The following is a 17646-nucleotide window of genomic DNA, read 5'->3' on the forward strand; positions in this document are numbered from 1 at the left end:
GGCATATTTGGTTATAACGGATTGGATTGGAATCTTTAATAAGGACTTAGCATGACGGCATGAAATTAAGAGAGTTGTTTTTTTTTTGGTCATTTCATGATAGCATTAACGGGTTAAACGTAAAAAGGGAGGCAAGAACAGTTGAGAACTATTAGAAATTTATTGTATAACGCCTCATATCAAGTGCTCTTGCTACTTATCCCACTTATTACTCAACCATATGTATCACGTGTGTTGCAGCCGTATGGAAACGGTGTTTATAACTACACTTATTCCATTATTCAATATTTTGTCTTAATCGGTGATCTTGGAATTACATTATATGGAAATCGAGAAATAGCGTATCACAAGGACGACAAACAAGCTCGTTCACGAATTTTTTGGGAAATCGAAATTCTACAACTAATTACTACTACTTCGGCTCTACTAGTTTTTTTTGCATTTACTGCTTTTGATCGACAGTATTTAACTATCCAGTTATTGCAAATTTTATGGCTGATTGCTAGTGGCATTGATATTTCTTGGTATTTTATGGGCCTGGAAGATTTCGGAAAAACTGTTTTTAGAAACACCTTGGTTAAAGTTGTTTGTGTTATTTTGATTTTTATTTTTGTTAAAAAACCTAGCGATTTAGCAATTTACACTATCATTCAAGGTGCTTCTCAATTATTAGGAGGGTTAACACTGTGGCCATATTTGAGACATTCGGTGGAACGAGTATCTCTAAAATCATTGCAGGTATGGAAGCATTTTAAGCCGTCGCTTGTTTTGTTTTTACCCAACATTGCAGTTCAAATATACGCGGTAGTTAACCGCACAATGCTGACTCAGTTTGATTCTGTGAAGGCTACGTCGTACTTTACATTTGCCGATAACATTGTGCATACCGTTCTTGCGGTGGTGACAGCTACTGGGACAGTTATGTTGCCCCATGTTGCTGCGAAGTTTGCTAAGGGAGATATTAAAGGGGTTCATAACAGTTTGTATCGCAACATGAACTTTGTGACTTCTATTTCCGTTCCATTAATGTTTGGACTAATGGCTGTGGGTGGCAAGTTTGCGCCTTGGTTTTTTGGGAGTCGTTATGTTGCAAGTGGTCCAGTTATCGTCACGGAAGCTCCAATAATACTTTTGATTGCTTGGAGTACCGTTACAGGCAAACAATATTTAATGCCAGTTCAGAGAATGAAAGATCTCACAACTTCTGTCTCACTTGGTGCGGTTGTAAACATCTTTTTAAATATTCCTTTAATCATCTGGGCGGGGCCTGTCGGTGCCGCTTATGCGGCGGTCCTTTCTGAGCTAGTGGTTACGGTTTATCAGATTTATATAGTGCGTGACTCTTTAGATTTAAGAAAGATGTTTTTCGGTCAATGGAAGTATTTTGTTAGCGGACTTATTATGTATCTAATAGTGTTTGCAATGGTAAAACGTTGGTCTATGGATCCGATTCATATTATTGTTGAAGTTATGGCGGGGGCCATAATTTACACTATTGGATTGATGTTTACGAGAGCCAAGATAATTGACGATGTACGCTCGATTATTCGAACACAAATAAATAAGCGTAAAGGATAATAAATCATTTTCAGCAATAAAATGCGATATTTCAATTAAGCTTTGCTTTCTCATTTTTGGCCGGCTTGCTTGGTAAAATGAATAATGCTATCCTATTATTCGTGCTAGGCAACATGCTAATAGACAAAGGGTTGAATCTTACAGAATATGAAAACAAAATCAAAGTCGAGGTTTTACCTCATTACAAAGAGGTTTCTAGATGTAGTCTTGTCATGTGTTGCTTTAGTTTTGCTAAGCCCCATTTTTTTAGTTGTTTTTCTTGTTTATCAGTTTGATTCAGAGAACAAGGGGCCGGTTATTTTTAAGCAAAAAAGAGTCGGGCAGGACAATCAAGATTTCTATATTTTAAAATTTAGATCTATGGTTGTTAATGCTGATCAAAAGTTGCACAACAATGCTGAACTATATCAGAAATATATTGATAATAACTACAAACTGCCCCCAGATGAAGATCCAAGGGTGACCAGATTTGGCAGATGGCTTAGACGTACGTCAGTGGATGAACTACCTCAGTTTATAAATATCTTGCGTGGCGAGATGAGTATTGTGGGACCAAGACCAGTTGTCCGCGAGGAATTGGCAGAGTATGGCGACAAAGTTGATGTCTTTTTGTCAGTCAGACCTGGGGCAATGGGATTATGGCAAGCAAGTGGCAGGTCAAATATTGGTTATCCAGAACGATGTGATCTTGAGCTTTCTTATGTTAAGAATGCTGGATTATTATTTGATACAAGAATATTTTTCAAAAACATTCTTCATATTGTGACCTCAGATGGGGCCTATTAAGGTGGAAATTAAATTGAACAATCGTTATTCAGCTCGCCAGTTATGGCAATCTTTTTATTTAAATATTTTAGTTATTGTTATATTTGGTGCTGTATTTTCAGGCGGTGCTTATTTATACGCAGGGCATAAGAACAGTTTGACGTTTGATGCGCAGCGAAGTTTTTTTATTTATCGAAATGTCAGTTCAAAATTTTCTTCTTCCGCAATTCAGGGTAATATTGCTATGATGGATACATATTCAAATTTACTGACAGACCATTCAGTAACGAATCGTATTAATGACAAAATGCAAAATGTCAAAGGGTACACGTATAATCAGCAGTCTTTACCTGGTCAATTAAACTATGTAGTTACGCCGGGGACTACTTTTATTAAAGCACATGCTGAGGCTAACTCGGCGGCTGTAGCTAAGAAGATGGCCAACACAGCTGTTGATGTTGCTGCTAAAGAGCTGCCAAAGTATATTGGAATGGACGTTGCTATCAAGAAGTTAGCACCTGCTCAGGACAATCCAATTACTGTCAATAATTCAATTAGCAAGAAAAAGTTTGTTGCTTTTGGGTTCGCTCTCGGGGCTGTTTTAGGCGCTTTTGTTATGTTTACTTATGATTTATTTGCGAACAAGAAGCTTAAAATTGGAAAAGAAAAAGAATAGCAGGAGTTAGGGAAAATGTCAGGTTTGTTGATACCAATAAGTTTGTTTGTCAAAACTTACACATACTCATTACCCACAACTGTGGCCGAGTTTCCCATCCTCGCCTTTTTAGTGATTATTGCTTATCAAGCCGTTGTGGATCATGGCGCACAGCTTGAAGAGCAATTTGTTACTAGAAAGGCTTTTTTGTTTACAGTTTTTGCTTTTCTAGCCCAACTAACTGCAATTTTGATTAGTTATTTGCGTTATGGCGATTCTAAGCAAGATGCGGGGATTTTACACGGAACACTAAACGTCATAGGGCTTTTTTTAACAATACTTGTTGCTTATTTTTGTGTACGAGCCACAATCACGGATATGGTAGCCGTTAAGCGATTTATCAGAGCAATCTTTCTGACACTAATTGTTTTCAGCTTGTTTGTTTTGTTGCCACAACTCATCGCATCTTTGTCAAACAATGGTCTGCACAGCTGGGTTAATTTGGTCGCAAGCCTTTTTGAAAAACGTTGGAAGTTTAGAAATTGGTATGATAATGGTAGTTACGTTACTACTATGGGACGTTTAAATGGTTTCGAGGCGGAAGCTGGTTATTTGGCTGCCCAAATTGCGTGTGTATTTTTACCGATGACGATTGCGGCGATTACAAACCATTTTGACTACTTTCAAAATGCTGTTGTTAAATCACGCGGATGGTACTTTTTGGCTCTTGTTTGGCTTTTCGTTGTTCTGTTTTTTGCGAAGACAACAACCGGCTTTCTTGTTATTGGGATAGCATGTTTGACTTTATTTTGGAAATCAGGGGCTGCGGATCGTATTGTTTATGCAATTGTTGCTGTAGTAATAGGTATTGGAATTTTCGTGTCCTATTTAACTGTGCCGAGTGTTACGAATTTGTTGAATCAATATCTGCTTCAGAAAGGTGGGACAGATAATCGTCGTGGTGGAACTATAGGTTTGATTCTTACATTTATTCACAATCCGGTTATTGGTGTTGGAAATGATTGGGCCGGTTCTTATTTAATGCAGTATGTTCCGTGGCGGACACGTAATAATCCAGAGTATTTAACGGTTTATTCAAAAAATTCGTATCCGATTCTTAGTGTTTGGGGTGGGTGGCTTGCTCAGTATGGCTTGGCCATTGTTGGTCCAGTACTTTTTTATATTTGGAAAAGAATAAAGCTAGCTTTGACACTTAAGGCACGTTTACGCGCATCGCACATTAACGACAGGGCACTGTTTCTCACTTTAATAGACGCTTTTGAAATTTTTCTAATAATGTATTTTGTATTAGCACTGTTAGTATTTTCTTGGAGTGAATATTATATGCTTATTTCTTTCTTCTTTTATGTTTCTGTTTTAAACATCGCAGAAAATCAGCTTTCAAGCGAGGAGTCTCTGGCAAATGAATATTAAGGTTTTAGTTGCAACACATAAAAATTATATGATGCCCAAAGATCGTGAGGTCTATTTGCCAATTTTTGTTGGTAAATCGATTCATCCGGATGTAAACCATGATTTTCAGGGAGACAATACTGGAGATAACATCTCCTTAAAAAATTCTTCTTACAATGAACTAACAGCGTTGTATTGGGCTTGGAAAAATCTTGATGCAGATGTTATTGGATTAGACCACTATCGGCGTTATATGAGTTTGAACCACAAAAAGGACCTAGACAGCGTACTGACAAAATCTGAGATTGAAGAGATTTTAAAAAATGTTGATGTGATCTTACCCAAAGAACGGAAATATTATATAGAGTCAAATTACTCTCACTATGTTCATTCACATCATTCTGAACCGTTGGATAAAACTCGTGAAATTATTGAGCGTGATTATCCAGCATATTTGTCCGCGTTTGATCATGTAATGTCCAAAACGTCAGCGCATATGTTTAACATGTTCATAATGAAAAAAAGCTTGTTTAATGACTATTGTACTTGGCTTTTTGATATTTTAGGCAAGGTTGAAGAACAAGTTGATACCAGCAATTATGACAACTACGAAAGCAGAATTTACGGATTCATTAGTGAACTACTGCTCGATGTTTGGTTAGATACCTTAGATATCAGGTACAAGGAAGTTGATTTTGTGTACATGGAAAAACAGAATTGGTTGGTCAAGGGCTTTTCCTTTCTTAAAAGGAAATTCAAACCCAACTTTTCTAATTAGCGGATAAAACAAGAAGGAGTGACTTGAGTGATTAAGCAACGCTTAAAGTATTTTCTACAGGCATATCCAACCGTAAATGTCGATTATTTGTGGAAAAGTATTCAATCATATCAAATAGTTTCTTTTGATATTTTTGATACACTCATAAAACGTGATATTTCGAATCCTACAGATGTTTTTAAACTTCTAGAACGAAGGAATGGCATCGAGGATTTTGCCAACAGAAGAATTAAGGCTGAGTCGGCTGCAGTGGCTGCAAAAGGTGCCAGAGCAGATTTGACAGACATTTATGCATACTTAACGTCTAGTGAAGATAATGCACGCAAATTAGCTCAAGAAGAGATTGATTTAGAGCTTGAACTTTGTCGTTCTAATGACAAATTACATGAAATTTATGATCGCTGTCAAAAGGCTGGGAAAAGGATTCTTATTATCTCAGATATGTATTTACCTGCTAAGGTTATCAAGCAGATTTTAAAGAATGCCGGATATAGATGCTTTGAAAATTTGTTTGTGTCAAATGAGGTTGGTTCTGATAAGTTATCAGGGCAACTTTTTAAAGCTATTGCCCATGCAGATGGAATTGATACAGAAAAATGGATTCATGTCGGAGATTCAATTAAGGCCGATGTATGGGGAGCAAAACGTGCGGGAATAAAGGCGGTTCAAATTTCGAAGTATGATCGACAAATTTCCAATCGATCATTACTACAGCCAAATTTGGATGAGAGCTTCATCACTGCTTTCATCAATAATCGGTGTGATGAGATTTCAGAGAACCCTTATTTTTCTTTCGGTTTTGAAACGTTTGGACAACTGCTTTTTGGTTTTACAAAATGGCTTAATAAAAATTTAGAAGAAAAAGGCATTAAAAAGGTCTTTTTTCTTTCCCGTGATGGATTCATTATGGAACGAGCATTTTCCAAAATGAATTTTGAAAAGAATTATGAAACGCACTACATACATGTTTCACGACAAAGTGTAAAAGTTCCTTACTTAAGTCAAACAAAAAATTTGAATGATGTGTTAGATGTTCTCGATTTACCTCCGTTTTTTTCGGTGCAAACTTTTTTTAGTGCTATTAATTTGCAAGCTTCCGATTACAATAGCTTTTTGCTTAAGAACAATGTTGATCTAAACGAAAGCGTAGCTCAAGCAGATTTTAAAAAGCGGGATGTTTACTTAAAACTGTTTGAAGCGGTCAAGTTGGATATGTGGCAAAATGCTAATGATAAATTGAAGCTTTTTAAGAAGTATTTGGTTGATGCCAATTTTAATGGCAAGGTTGCAATCGTAGATATTGGTTGGAAGGGATCAATGCAGCATTTTCTGACCAAGGAATTAACTGATATGAATATTGATGTTGACATCACAGGCTTTTATTTCGGATTGGTCTCCGCCGCAAAAAAATTCGGGATAAAAGGTAAGGCCTATGTTTTTGATCAATTGAATAATTCGAATGATGTTGACCTAACCACTTCTATGCAGGGTTTGATAGAAATGATGTTTTTCTCAGGGGAAGGGTCAACAAAATCTTATCGATTAGAAAATAAGAAAGTTGTCCCAGAACTTTTCGACTACGAGTATGAAGGCACGGGTCATAAGGTGGAACGTGAAAAAGTTGAGCAAATTCAGGCGGGTGCAATATTCTTACTTGAAAAGCTGCGCGATTCAAAAGTTGCTGAAATAATTAATTTGGACGGAAAACAGGCATTTAGACCTTTCCATCGAATTGGGACTAATCCTTCTGCCAAAGACATCGAATTGTTTGCAGATTTTGAATTCTTTGATCACAGTTTTGTTCCACTAGCAGCACCACTTTCAGTAGGAACCTATATCAAACAACCGAATCGGTTTAAAAGGGATCTTTCAGCTTCTAGATGGAAAATAGGATTTTTAAGGCGTCTGTTTAAATTACCTTTACCTTATAGATGGTCGTATGATTTGGTTAAGCGTTTACGACATAAGAATTGAGGAGGCTTTTAATATCAATTATGTGAGTGTTATTGTTACTTATAATCGAAAGTTACTGTTAACCGAGGCTGTTGAAAGTCTTCTTCAGCAAACCAACAAGCCTCAACAAATTGTAATATTAGACAATCATTCCAGCGACGGCACGGAAACATATTTGCGTAGCCATTTTGACTTTGTTGATCAATCGATTGAATATCATAGATTACCAGAGAATATTGGCGGTTCTGGCGGTTTCGCTGCTGCAATTAAAGACGCTTTAAAGTATGAGTGTGACTGGATTTCGTTATCTGATGATGATGCAATTTTTGAAAGCCATTATTTCCAACAGCTTTCTAATTATGCCGAAAAAAACAGAGACATAGCGGCTTTGTCCGGCACTGTTAGATTTGAAAATATGGATATCGATTTCACACATCGTCGACGTGTTAGAGATTGGAACACATTGGCACCGATACCAGTAGCCACTTCTGAGTATGTTGATAATTTCAATTACGACGTTTCTTCATTTGTTGGACTGGTCGTAAAAAAATCTATGATTGAAAAGATTGGTTTGCCCGAATCTGATTTCTTTATTTGGGTTGATGATTTTGAATATTCCTTGAGAATTCGGCAGCATTCGAAAATAATAAATGTGAGTGATGCCACTATCGTCCATAAAACCGGTATTTCTTCTGTTGCATTCAGGGAGGCATATCAGCCGGATTGGCGGGAGTATTACGGACTTCGAAATCGTGTTGTTATGGTTCAAAAACATGGGAAAAACAAATTTTTGAGTACACTTTTTTTGGTTGCTTGGATGTCCGGAAAGATTGCAACAGTTCCGATGAAGAGGTTTACAGGTTATAGAAGACATGTTTTACGCGTATATGTGGATGCGTTTAGAGATGCATTTAGGCACAAACTAGGAAAAAACAATCGTTATCTGCCGAAATAATATGAGTTTGGAGTAATTTAATGAAATATGGATCTATTATAGTTACCTTTAATCGAAAGAAATTATTACTGGAAGCGATAAACAGTCTTTTAAACCAAACGGTAGCGCCAGATTATATAATTTTAATTGATAATCATTCTACTGATGGAACAAAGGCAATGCTGGATGAATCGGGGATTTTGAAAAATTCAAAACTCATTTATCAATTCTTACCGGAAAACGTTGGTGGCGCCGGCGGTTTTCATGAAGGTGTGAAGATTGCTCGTAATTTGAATATTGACTGGGTTTCCTTGTCTGATGATGATGCAATATTTAACAATAATTACTTTGAAAACATTGACAATTCAGTTATTGCGCATCCAGATGTCAAAGCGTTTTCTGGAACTGTTAAGTTAGAAGATGGTCGAATTCAAAATGATCAACGAGGAAATGTTTACAATCCTTATTGGTTGCGTCGACGGGGTCGTTCGGTAGAGGATTTTCAAAATCAAGATGAACTAAACATTGATTGGTTTACTTTTTGTGGTTGCTTGATAAATATTGATCTCATTAAAAAAATTGGTCTACCAGAATCAAAGTTTTTTATCTGGTGGGATGATGTAGAATATTCAATGAGAATTCGAGAATACTCTAAGATTATCAATGTTAACAAAGCAGTTTTGATTCATAAGACGGCTATTCCATCAATTGACATTCATACGAAATACGTTAGGGATTGGCGTTCCTTCTATGATGTTAGAAACACTATTTTTTTATTGAAAAAGCATGGTAAGAATCGTGTTATTACGACGTTATATCTTATTTATTGGTTCCCGAGATTGATGATTAAGATTTGTGGCAATGCGTATTCTGGTAACCGCTGGTATTTGATTAAAGCCTATGTACGAGCCTATATCGCAGGGTTATCTGGTAAGGGTGGTTTATCCAGGCACTACTTGCCTGGATCATCTAAACAAAAAAGTAATGGAGGACACTAAGTTGGTAAATTATGATTATTTGATTGTTGGGTCAGGTCTTTTTGGGGCCACTTTTGCTTATGAAGCCGCTAAGCGAGGGAAACACGTTAAGGTGATTGAAAAAAGAGATCACATTGCGGGTAATATCTACACAAAAGAACAAGATGGCATTCAAGTTCATCAGTATGGCGCACATATTTTTCATACTTCAAACAAAGAAATTTGGAATTATATTCAACAGTTTGCTGAGTTTAATCGTTACACAAATTCGCCTGTAGCCAACTACAAGGGTGAATTGTATAATCTGCCATTTAATATGAACACTTTTTCAGAGCTTTGGGGTGTTACAACACCGGCCGAAGCGAAAGCAAAAATTGAGGAGCAAAAGGCTGCAGCCAATTTATCAGACTCAGAGCCTAGAAACCTAGAAGAACAAGCAATTTCATTGATTGGTACAGACATTTATACCAAACTGATAAAGGGTTATACCGAAAAACAATGGGGGCAAAAAGCAACTGAACTTCCTGCTTTTATTATTCGACGACTGCCTGTTCGATATACATTTGATAACAATTATTTCAACGATATATATCAGGGCATTCCGATTGGTGGGTACACACAAATTGTTGAGAAAATGCTGGCCAGTGATTTAATCGATGTTGAAACTGGTGTAGACTTTTTTGATAATAAAGAAGAATATTTGAAAGATTATCCAAGAATTATCTTTACTGGAATGATTGATGAATTTTTCGATTACCAGCTTGGTGAGTTGCAATATCGTTCATTGAAGTTTGAAACCGAAGAAATGAACGTTGATAATTTCCAAGGCAATGCAGTGATCAATTATACAGATTCTGAAACACCATACACCCGTGTTATTGAACATAAACACTTTGAATTTGGTAAGGGTGACAAAGGTAAAACAATCGTTACCCGTGAATATCCTGCTAATTGGAAACGTGGTGATGAGCCCTACTATCCGGTAAACAATAAAGCAAATAATGAGTTGTATACCGAGTACCGAAAACTTGCTGAAAACCAGCCTAAGGTTACTTTTGGTGGGCGTCTGGGAATGTACAGATATTATGATATGCATCAAGTTATTCATGCTGCCCTAGAGGCAGTTAGTCAAGAATTTAAAGATTAGTTTTTGATGATTCGTAACCAAAGCCCTAAAATCAGGGCTTTTTTTATTTTTAGAATCTTTTTTTCTCCTGCAGTGTTTACTGTATACTTGTTATTAGATTTTATATTCGCCATATGTAGAAAGGGTGACAGTATGATTAATGGCCAGGTGCCACACGAAGGAGAATATGTTGCAATTAAGAGCTTTAAGCATGATGGAAGTTTGCATCGTACTTGGCGAGACACTATGATTTTAAAAACCAGTGATGAGGCTTTAATCGGTGTGAATGATCATACTTTGGTGACAGAGGATGATGGTCGGCGCTGGGTGACTCGAGAGCCTGCAATTGTTTATTTTCATAAACATTATTGGTTTAACATCGTGGCAATGATTCGAAATAATGGTGTTTCGTACTATTGTAATTTAGCTTCTCCGTACACTCTAGATAGAGAAGCTATAAAATACATTGATTATGATTTGGATGTTAAAGTATTTCCAAATGGTGAGAAGAAATTATTGGATGTTGACGAGTATGGTGAACACAGCAATAAGTGGCATTATAGTGACGAATTAGATCTTATCTTAAAAGAAAACGTCAAGGTTTTAGTGGATTGGATTAATAATGGTAAAGGGCCCTTTTCAAAAGGCTATATTGATTTATGGTATCGAAGATATAGAGAACTAATAAAACAAAAGGGCCATAATTATATTGTCTAGTCGTAACAAGAAGGAAGTGACGTAAATTCATGCTAAATAAAGCTAAACATTCGAGTTTGTTATTTTGGTCGATTGAAATACTGACGGTTGTGTTAATAATTTGGATTTGTACAAAGATAAACTTTATTTTCAGGCCTATTGGAACGTTTATTTCGGCCGTTTTTGTGCCTATTTTGGTGGCTGGTTTTTTATTTTATATGCTAAATCCGATAGTGAAATTATTTATGAAAGTTCACTACAAAAGATTTAAAATCACGAGGACTTGGGCCGCACTCTTAGTAATAGTTTTGTTGATTGGCATTATTGCATTAGGCATCATATCTTTGATCCCACAGCTCACCAAACAAATAAGCCAGTTAGTTACGAGCGTTCCACATATTGCTACACAATCGCAGAAGGTGATTACTCAGTATATATCTCGGTCAAATTTCCTTAAGAATAGTGATGTTTCCGGTTATTTAAAAGGACTTGAAGGTTCTTTATCAAGTTGGGCGCAAAGTTTCATTGGAAGCTTAAGCAGTAGCTTAGGGTCTGTTATTGGTACAATCACTGATGTAACAGTTACCGCCATCACTGTCCCAGTTATTCTTTTCTACATGTTACGCGATGGAGAAAAGTTAATTCCTGCGATTAGAAAGTTTTTGCCTAACAGCCGACAGGATAGAATCATTGATTTGTTATATAAAATGGGCGATACCATTTCTCAGTACATTAGTGGTCAAATTATTGAATGTCTATTTGTTGGTGTATTTACATCCATTGGTTATATAGCTATTGGAATACCGTTCGGATTGTTGCTTGGCATTATTGCCGGGTTGTGCAACATTATTCCTTATGTGGGACCATACATTGGCATTACACCGGCGCTAATTGTTGGATTGATAATGGTGCCTAACAAAATCATTTGGATTATTGTAGTTGTTATTATTGTGCAACAAATAGACGGTAATATTATTTATCCAAACATCATTGGACGTTCTCTTAAAATTCATCCACTAACAATCATTATTTTGTTACTGGCGGCGGGGCATATCGCAGGTATTCCAGGAATGATTTTAGCAATTCCATTTTATGCGGTATTAAGAACAGTAATTCAGTATATTTGGAATATTTTTCAACTCGGAGATTGAATCTTTTTCACGAATTAAGAGTCTGTGCTGTAATAAATCTTATCGTAATGAGACGTCTCAGAAATGACTGACTTGGGACGAAAAATCATAGATATTGGTTGTTTTTATCTAATTTTTTGATGCTAAATTAATATTTTCTATTTTAGTTTAAGGTAGATTGCAAATTTGATCCGAATTTTTTGACAAATTAGTCAGCATCACTTGGTAAGGTGTTTGCCAGTTAAGTACTTTAAGGGGGCGTTGGTTAAATGCACTGTGCCCTGTCAAGTTGACAGATGAAATAATATAAAGTTTTGGTATTCTCTAAGCGGCTTCATTCCAGTATTCATCTGGAGTGAGGCCGTTTCTTTGTGCTGAACGATTTTGGTGATTAAAGTACTCGATACCTGCTTCGATTAATCGCACGAGCTCTTCATACGTTTTTGGACGTGCGTGACGCGCTAACCACCGTAGTTTAAATTCATTCCACCATCGTTCCATTGGTGCGTTATCGTACGGTGTGCCTGGTCGCGACATGCTTCTGGTGACTTTGAATGGTACCAGGAAGTCATTGAATTCATTGGATGTGTATGCAGAACCACGATCAGTGTGAATCATCGGATGAACGTCTTCACCCACGGCGTCAAACGCGCGTTGGAAAACCGCAATTTCAGCTTTACTGGTCTCTGTTGGACTTAGGTGATAAGCCATCAAACGACGTCCATACAGATCCAACACACCACTGAATCTGACTTTGTTCTTACCATAAACTCCATAAGTAATTTCCGTTGAATCAGATAACCAAACTTGATTGGGGTGCTTAACATCAAATTCCTGATTAAGGAGATTATCCTGCGTATATTGCTCTGCTTGTTTAATTCGATTATGTTTCTTCGTTCGTATCTGGCATCGAATATTCAGTGCTCGCATCACACGACGAACTTGTTTTGGAGTCACCACAAAGGTGATCTGTTCATCTTGTTCGAGGTTAATTAATAGATTACCCGCACCGATCCCTTGATAATGAAAATCAAACCAATACTGGATGCGCTGTTTAAGCAATCGATCTTGTTTTTCCCACTCTGTTTCAACACGCTTAAAACTCTTGTTATAAGCCTGTCGGCTGACTCCGATGATTGCTAAGAGTTTTGTAATGCCACCATGATGCTGATAACTGACTTCCTTGATTGCACGATAAGCCAGTCGATGTTGTTCATTCACCCCTTGTGCTGAAGTTCCAGCAATTTTTTTACGAATGCATCCTTCAGTTCTTGATCTTTAAGTTGGCCTTCTAATTCGCGAATCCGCCGGTTGGCTTTATCTAAGTCTGTTAATTCGCTAAACTCCTTATGATGTCCGCGATTATCAACCAAAGCCTCATAACCACCGATCTTTACCTTGAGCACCCAAGAACGGGCTTGTTGATAGCTCACGCCAAAGTGAGCAGCCGCTTCGGTGTATGAATGGTTATCCTTGGTCACGTATTCAACGATTTCAATTCGTTCATCAAATGTTGTTTTGCGACTCATAGTGGGGACCTGCTTTCTAAACGGCGAGGCCGTTAAAGGTTTTTCCCCATTATACAGTGAAACCCAGTCTTGCAGTTGTGTCTTAGAACGCAAATCAAACTTCATTGTCAGTGATTGTAATGTGCCTTCACCAGCTAGATAAGCTTCTACGACCATCTGTTTAAGGCATTTAGAATAATGATTGTTTTTGCGAGACTCTTTTAATCCCTCTAAACCATCACGTTTGTATTTGTCACGCCATTGTTTAAGCGTTGTCACGCCAATATTGTACTGTTTGGCCGTTGCTTTTATGGATAAGTCAGACCGTTGATATTCGGTTAGAATAGCTAGTTTTTCTGGAGCTGTATATTTAGTTCTGGGCATACAAAAAATCCCTCCGTAACTGTCAGATGAATTATATTATTTCATCTGACAACCACAGAGGGATTATCGCAGGAATTTTTACGATTCCTCAGACCACCAACTGGTTACGAATGATTTTCGTCAAGCTAATGGCTATTGGTACTATTTCACTAACAACGGTTCAATTGCCAATGGTCTGACATGGATTCCACAACGTCATACGTGGAATTTTTACGATTCCTCAGACCACCAACTGGTTACGAATGATTTTCGTCAAGCTAATGGCTATTGGTACTATTTCACTAACAACGGTTCAATTGCCAGTGGATTGGTTCATACTTCGCGTGGTTGGCAATACTATGATTCTGGTAATTACCAAATCCACAAAAATGAAATTATCAATGTGAACGGACAGAATAGGTATTTTAACCACTCTGGGAATGAAGTTGTAAATGCAACTTTTAGTTTCAATGGGCAAGATTATTACGCCGATGGTAACGGCTTCGTAAGCAACCGGGCAGACAATACTGTGAAAAAAATAGTTAATGTTTTGTATTCTGAAATTGGTAAGCCTTATGTTTGGGGAGCTACTGGTCCATATGCTTTTGATTGTTCAGGATTGGTTCAGTATGCATATGCACAAGCGGGTGTTTCTTTACCGCGGGTTACTTATCAGCAAGAAAATGCTGGCTTCGCCGTCAGTTTAAGTAATTTAAAGTCAGGAGATTTACTATTTTGGGGAGCAAGAGGAAACTCATATCATGTGGCTGTTTACATTGGTAATTGGCAGATGATTGAGGCTCCATATCCCGGTGCGTCGGTCCATGTAGCCTCTTTAAATGGTTGGACACCGAACTTTGCCGTTCGCGTTTTGTAAAAAGTTTTTTAGGAGGGATCTATACGGGTTCCTCTTTTACTTTTTTTGCATTAAAATGGTATTTATTGTTTGGTTCAAAATAATAATGAGTCGACGTTAAATGGAGATTTTATGACTGATAAATCATTAAGTACTAGAATTAAAAAACGCAGAACTTTTGCTATCATCTCTCACCCTGATGCTGGTAAGACAACAATTACAGAGCAATTATTATTGCTTGGTGGGATAATACGCGAAGCTGGAACTGTTAAGGGACGTAAGACGGGTAAATTTGCTACGTCAGACTGGATGGAAATCGAAAAGAAACGTGGAATTTCCGTAACTAGTTCAGTTATGCAATTTGATTACGATGGGAAAAGAATCAACATTTTAGACACACCTGGGCACGAGGACTTTTCTGAGGATACGTATCGAACGTTGATGGCTGTCGACTCAGCCGTCATGGTGATTGATTCTGCAAAGGGGATCGAACCACAAACGCGTAAGCTTTTTCAAATTTGTAAAATGCGGGGTATTCCAATCTTTACATTTATCAACAAACTTGATCGGGATGGAAGAGACCCGTTGGATTTGCTTTCTGAAATTGAGGATACTCTTGGTATCGAAACTTATGCGATGAATTGGCCAATAGGCATGGGAAAAGGCCTCAAAGGCTTATATGATATCTATAATAATCGAGTGGCTCTCTATAATGGTCGGGAAAATGTTCATCAGTACGTTAAGCTCAACGAGGAAGGAAATCTACCAAACGATTCAAAACTAAGGGCGGATAGTATTTGGTCAGATACGCTTGATGAAATCGACTTAATTAAAGCTGCAGGTAATGAATTAGACGAGAAAAAAATTATTACTGGGGATCTGACCCCTGTCTTTTTTGGATCAGCACTAGTTAATTTTGGAGTAGAATCTTTTCTACAAACCTACCTACAATTTGCACCGGAACCGGCCAGTCATAAAACGGTAGATGGTGAAATTGTGAACGCTACGGATAGCGATTTGACTGGGTTTGTTTTTAAAATTCAAGCGAATATGAATCCTAATCATCGTGATAGAATTGCTTTTGTGAGGTTGTGCTCGGGTGAGTTCAAGCGAGGCATGGACGTTACATTAGAACGTAGTCAGAAACAATTGCGACTGAATAACTCGACGCAGTTTATGGCGGATGATCGAGAAAATGTAACAAGTGCAGTTTCGGGAGACATTATCGGGCTCTATGATACGGGAAACTTTCAGATTGGTGATACGATTTACACGGGGAAAAATAGGTTTCAGTTTGAGAAATTACCACAGTTTACTCCAGAAATATTTGTGCAAGTCGTTGCAAAAAATGTGATGAAGCAGAAGTCTTTCCATAAAGGTATTGATCAATTGGTTCAAGAAGGCGCTATTCAATTATTTCGATCATATTCATCTGGTGATTATATTCTTGGTGTAGTTGGTCAGTTGCAACTGGAAGTTTTTCAGTTTCGTATGAAGAATGAGTATAACTCTGATGTAATCATGACCCCTCTAGGTTCAAAGACAGCTAGATGGATTGAACCTAACCAATTAGAGGAAAGTATGGCATCAAGTAGAAATATGTTGGTGAAGGATCGTGAAGGAAGTCCACTGTTTTTATTCGAAAATAGATTTGCTGAAAATTGGTTTGCGCAAAAGTATCCTGAAGTAAAATTAACAGCACGCCTGTAGAATATGAATGTAAAGGTATTTGTTATACGCAAAGCGGAACTTGTATCGAGAATAGCACCCTAAGAGAACACCTCGTTTTTAAACTATATATATGCTATGCTTTGATGAGCAATTGCTACTGATTGGCAAATGTTTACATGCTATTTTTATTTTTGAATAGGACTTATAAATCAGTCGAACATTTTTAAGTAGGTTCGTATAAAGGAGATTGTGGTTTTATGAGAGAATCGCCACTATTAGTTATTATTCTTCCCTGTTACAACGAAGAGGAAACACTGCCAAATACTTTTAAGGTCTTAGAGGAATTACTCAGTAAAATGATTGCACAGAATCAGATATCGAAAGCAAGTAAATTATTATTTGTTGATGATGGTTCTGCAGATAAGACTTGGAAATTGATTGTTGAGCAGCAATCTAGCAGTACATTTGTTACTGGAGTTAAGTTTAGTCGCAACTTTGGTCATCAAAATGCCCTTGAAGCTGGTTTGGCGACCGCAGTCAATGATGCAGATATTATGGTGACTATTGATGCGGATCTCCAAGATGATCCGCAGGTGATTCCTGATATGGTAAAACAGTATGTTGAAGGCGTAGATATTGTATATGGTGTGAGAAGCGATCGAACTTCCGATACTTTCTTTAAACGGAATTCTGCAAAGCTTTTTTACGCAACGATGCATCGACTTGGCGTTGATATGATTCCTAATTCTGCTGATTTTCGCTTAATGAGTAAAAGAGCGACCAAAGAATTATTGAAGTTCCCGGAGCGTAACATGTTTCTTCGGGCAATGGTTCCGCTTGTTGGTTTTAAAAGCGGTCAAGTCTATTATCAACGTACTCCTAGAATGGCGGGGGAATCGAAATATCCACTTGGAAAGATGATTCGTTTTGCCACAGATGGAATTACATCTTTTTCAATTGTTCCAATCAGATTAATTATGGATTTGGGAATTACAGTAGTATTAATTGGTATAGTTATTTTACTGTATTCACTTGTCCGTCAATTTTCTGGAAACACAATATCAGGTTGGACATCACTGATGGTTTCCATGTGGGTGCTGGGTGGAATTCAATTAATTGGCATCAGTGTTATTGGAGAATATGTTGGTAAGATTTTTACTGAAGTAAAGCAACGACCTAAGTATATTATTGATAAGCAAACTTTTAAATAACGCATTTTACTGCTTATTGGTGAGAAGTATTG

At 37.3% G+C, this 17646-nt stretch carries 16 protein-coding genes; 14 read left to right on the forward strand and 2 right to left on the reverse strand.

Annotated features, from left to right (window positions below; all coding sequences use genetic code 11):
• The first annotated feature begins 141 nt into the window (after nt 1-141).
• From GB993_RS02370 to GB993_RS02420, 11 genes are all read left to right on the forward strand, one after another.
• Nucleotides 142-1578: a flippase gene (locus GB993_RS02370; protein ID WP_161002943.1), complete on the forward strand. Its 1437-nt coding sequence runs from the start codon at nt 142-144 to the stop codon at nt 1576-1578.
• Nucleotides 1579-1725: 147 nt separating this feature from the next.
• On the forward strand, nt 1726-2364 hold the full coding sequence (locus GB993_RS02375) for a sugar transferase (RefSeq protein WP_162854012.1): 639 nt from the start codon (nt 1726-1728) through the stop codon (nt 2362-2364).
• Between the two features lies 1 nt (nt 2365).
• The gene (locus tag GB993_RS02380) at nt 2366-3019 is read left to right on the forward strand and encodes a hypothetical protein (protein WP_161002944.1); all 654 of its coding nucleotides are present in this window, start codon (nt 2366-2368) and stop codon (nt 3017-3019) included.
• 15 nt (nt 3020-3034) lie between these two features.
• Nucleotides 3035-4432, forward strand: a complete 1398-nt coding sequence (locus GB993_RS02385; RefSeq protein ID WP_161002945.1) for a hypothetical protein — start codon at nt 3035-3037, stop codon at nt 4430-4432.
• Nucleotides 4422-5189 carry a DUF4422 domain-containing protein gene (locus GB993_RS02390; protein WP_161002946.1) on the forward strand — a complete coding sequence of 256 codons (768 nt, stop codon included), beginning with the start codon at nt 4422-4424 and terminating at the stop codon, nt 5187-5189. Before GB993_RS02385 ends, GB993_RS02390 begins: the two co-directional genes overlap by 11 nt.
• Nucleotides 5190-5216: 27 nt before the next feature.
• A complete protein-coding gene (locus GB993_RS02395; protein ID WP_161002947.1) occupies nt 5217-7163 on the forward strand; it encodes an HAD-IA family hydrolase in 1947 nt (648 codons plus the stop codon).
• Nucleotides 7129-8097, forward strand: coding sequence for a glycosyltransferase family 2 protein (locus GB993_RS02400; protein ID WP_161002948.1), 969 nt, complete (start codon nt 7129-7131; stop codon nt 8095-8097). Before GB993_RS02395 ends, GB993_RS02400 begins: the two co-directional genes overlap by 35 nt.
• A 20-nt stretch (nt 8098-8117) precedes the next feature.
• Nucleotides 8118-9074: a glycosyltransferase family 2 protein gene (locus GB993_RS02405; protein ID WP_161002949.1), complete on the forward strand. Its 957-nt coding sequence runs from the start codon at nt 8118-8120 to the stop codon at nt 9072-9074.
• Between the two features lies 1 nt (nt 9075).
• A complete protein-coding gene (gene glf / locus GB993_RS02410) occupies nt 9076-10200 on the forward strand; it encodes a UDP-galactopyranose mutase (protein WP_186337668.1) in 1125 nt (374 codons plus the stop codon).
• A 132-nt stretch (nt 10201-10332) separates the two neighbouring features.
• A complete protein-coding gene (locus GB993_RS02415; protein ID WP_161002950.1) occupies nt 10333-10896 on the forward strand; it encodes a DUF402 domain-containing protein in 564 nt (187 codons plus the stop codon).
• 29 nt (nt 10897-10925) lie between these two features.
• Nucleotides 10926-12026, forward strand: coding sequence for an AI-2E family transporter (locus tag GB993_RS02420; protein WP_161002951.1), 1101 nt, complete (start codon nt 10926-10928; stop codon nt 12024-12026).
• 303 nt (nt 12027-12329) lie between these two features.
• On the opposite strand, the gene GB993_RS02425 is transcribed toward GB993_RS02420, so the two are convergent.
• Nucleotides 12330-13226 (reverse strand): IS3 family transposase, encoded by an 897-nt coding sequence (locus GB993_RS02425; RefSeq protein WP_161002952.1) that lies wholly within the window; start codon nt 13224-13226, stop codon nt 12330-12332.
• Nucleotides 13223-13897: a helix-turn-helix domain-containing protein gene (locus GB993_RS02430; protein WP_161002953.1), complete on the reverse strand. Its 675-nt coding sequence runs from the start codon at nt 13895-13897 to the stop codon at nt 13223-13225. The genes GB993_RS02425 and GB993_RS02430 overlap by 4 nt, the downstream gene beginning before the upstream one ends.
• A 382-nt stretch (nt 13898-14279) precedes the next feature.
• Between GB993_RS02430 and GB993_RS13010 the strand changes: the two genes are divergently transcribed.
• The 3 genes from GB993_RS13010 (at nt 14280) to GB993_RS02445 (ending at nt 17614) form a co-directional block, all read left to right on the forward strand.
• Nucleotides 14280-14753, forward strand: coding sequence for a C40 family peptidase (locus GB993_RS13010; protein WP_347877338.1), 474 nt, complete (start codon nt 14280-14282; stop codon nt 14751-14753).
• Between the two features lie 111 nt (nt 14754-14864).
• Nucleotides 14865-16442: a peptide chain release factor 3 gene (locus GB993_RS02440; protein WP_161002954.1), complete on the forward strand. Its 1578-nt coding sequence runs from the start codon at nt 14865-14867 to the stop codon at nt 16440-16442.
• Nucleotides 16443-16660: 218 nt separating this feature from the next.
• The gene (locus GB993_RS02445) at nt 16661-17614 is read left to right on the forward strand and encodes a glycosyltransferase family 2 protein (RefSeq protein ID WP_161002955.1); all 954 of its coding nucleotides are present in this window, start codon (nt 16661-16663) and stop codon (nt 17612-17614) included.
• The last annotated feature ends 32 nt before the right edge of the window (nt 17615-17646 follow it).

The sequence above is a fragment of the Furfurilactobacillus milii genome, from assembly GCF_009864005.1.
Lineage (GTDB): Bacteria > Bacillota > Bacilli > Lactobacillales > Lactobacillaceae > Furfurilactobacillus > Furfurilactobacillus rossiae_B.

What these genes read in the sequence shown, in the direction of transcription:
- GB993_RS02405 (WP_161002949.1), top strand. Translation starts at nt 8,118, where the DNA reads ATGAAATATGGATCTATTATAGTTACCTTTAATCGAAAGAAATTATTA.
- GB993_RS02420 (WP_161002951.1), top strand. Translation starts at nt 10,926, where the DNA reads ATGCTAAATAAAGCTAAACATTCGAGTTTGTTATTTTGGTCGATTGAA.
- GB993_RS02430 (WP_161002953.1), bottom strand. Translation starts at nt 13,897, where the DNA reads ATGCCCAGAACTAAATATACAGCTCCAGAAAAACTAGCTATTCTAACC.
- GB993_RS02375 (WP_162854012.1), top strand. Translation starts at nt 1,726, where the DNA reads ATGAAAACAAAATCAAAGTCGAGGTTTTACCTCATTACAAAGAGGTTT.
- GB993_RS02390 (WP_161002946.1), top strand. Translation starts at nt 4,422, where the DNA reads ATGAATATTAAGGTTTTAGTTGCAACACATAAAAATTATATGATGCCC.
- GB993_RS02400 (WP_161002948.1), top strand. Translation starts at nt 7,129, where the DNA reads ATGATTTGGTTAAGCGTTTACGACATAAGAATTGAGGAGGCTTTTAAT.
- GB993_RS02440 (WP_161002954.1), top strand. Translation starts at nt 14,865, where the DNA reads ATGACTGATAAATCATTAAGTACTAGAATTAAAAAACGCAGAACTTTT.
- GB993_RS02385 (WP_161002945.1), top strand. Translation starts at nt 3,035, where the DNA reads ATGTCAGGTTTGTTGATACCAATAAGTTTGTTTGTCAAAACTTACACA.
- GB993_RS02415 (WP_161002950.1), top strand. Translation starts at nt 10,333, where the DNA reads ATGATTAATGGCCAGGTGCCACACGAAGGAGAATATGTTGCAATTAAG.
- GB993_RS02445 (WP_161002955.1), top strand. Translation starts at nt 16,661, where the DNA reads ATGAGAGAATCGCCACTATTAGTTATTATTCTTCCCTGTTACAACGAA.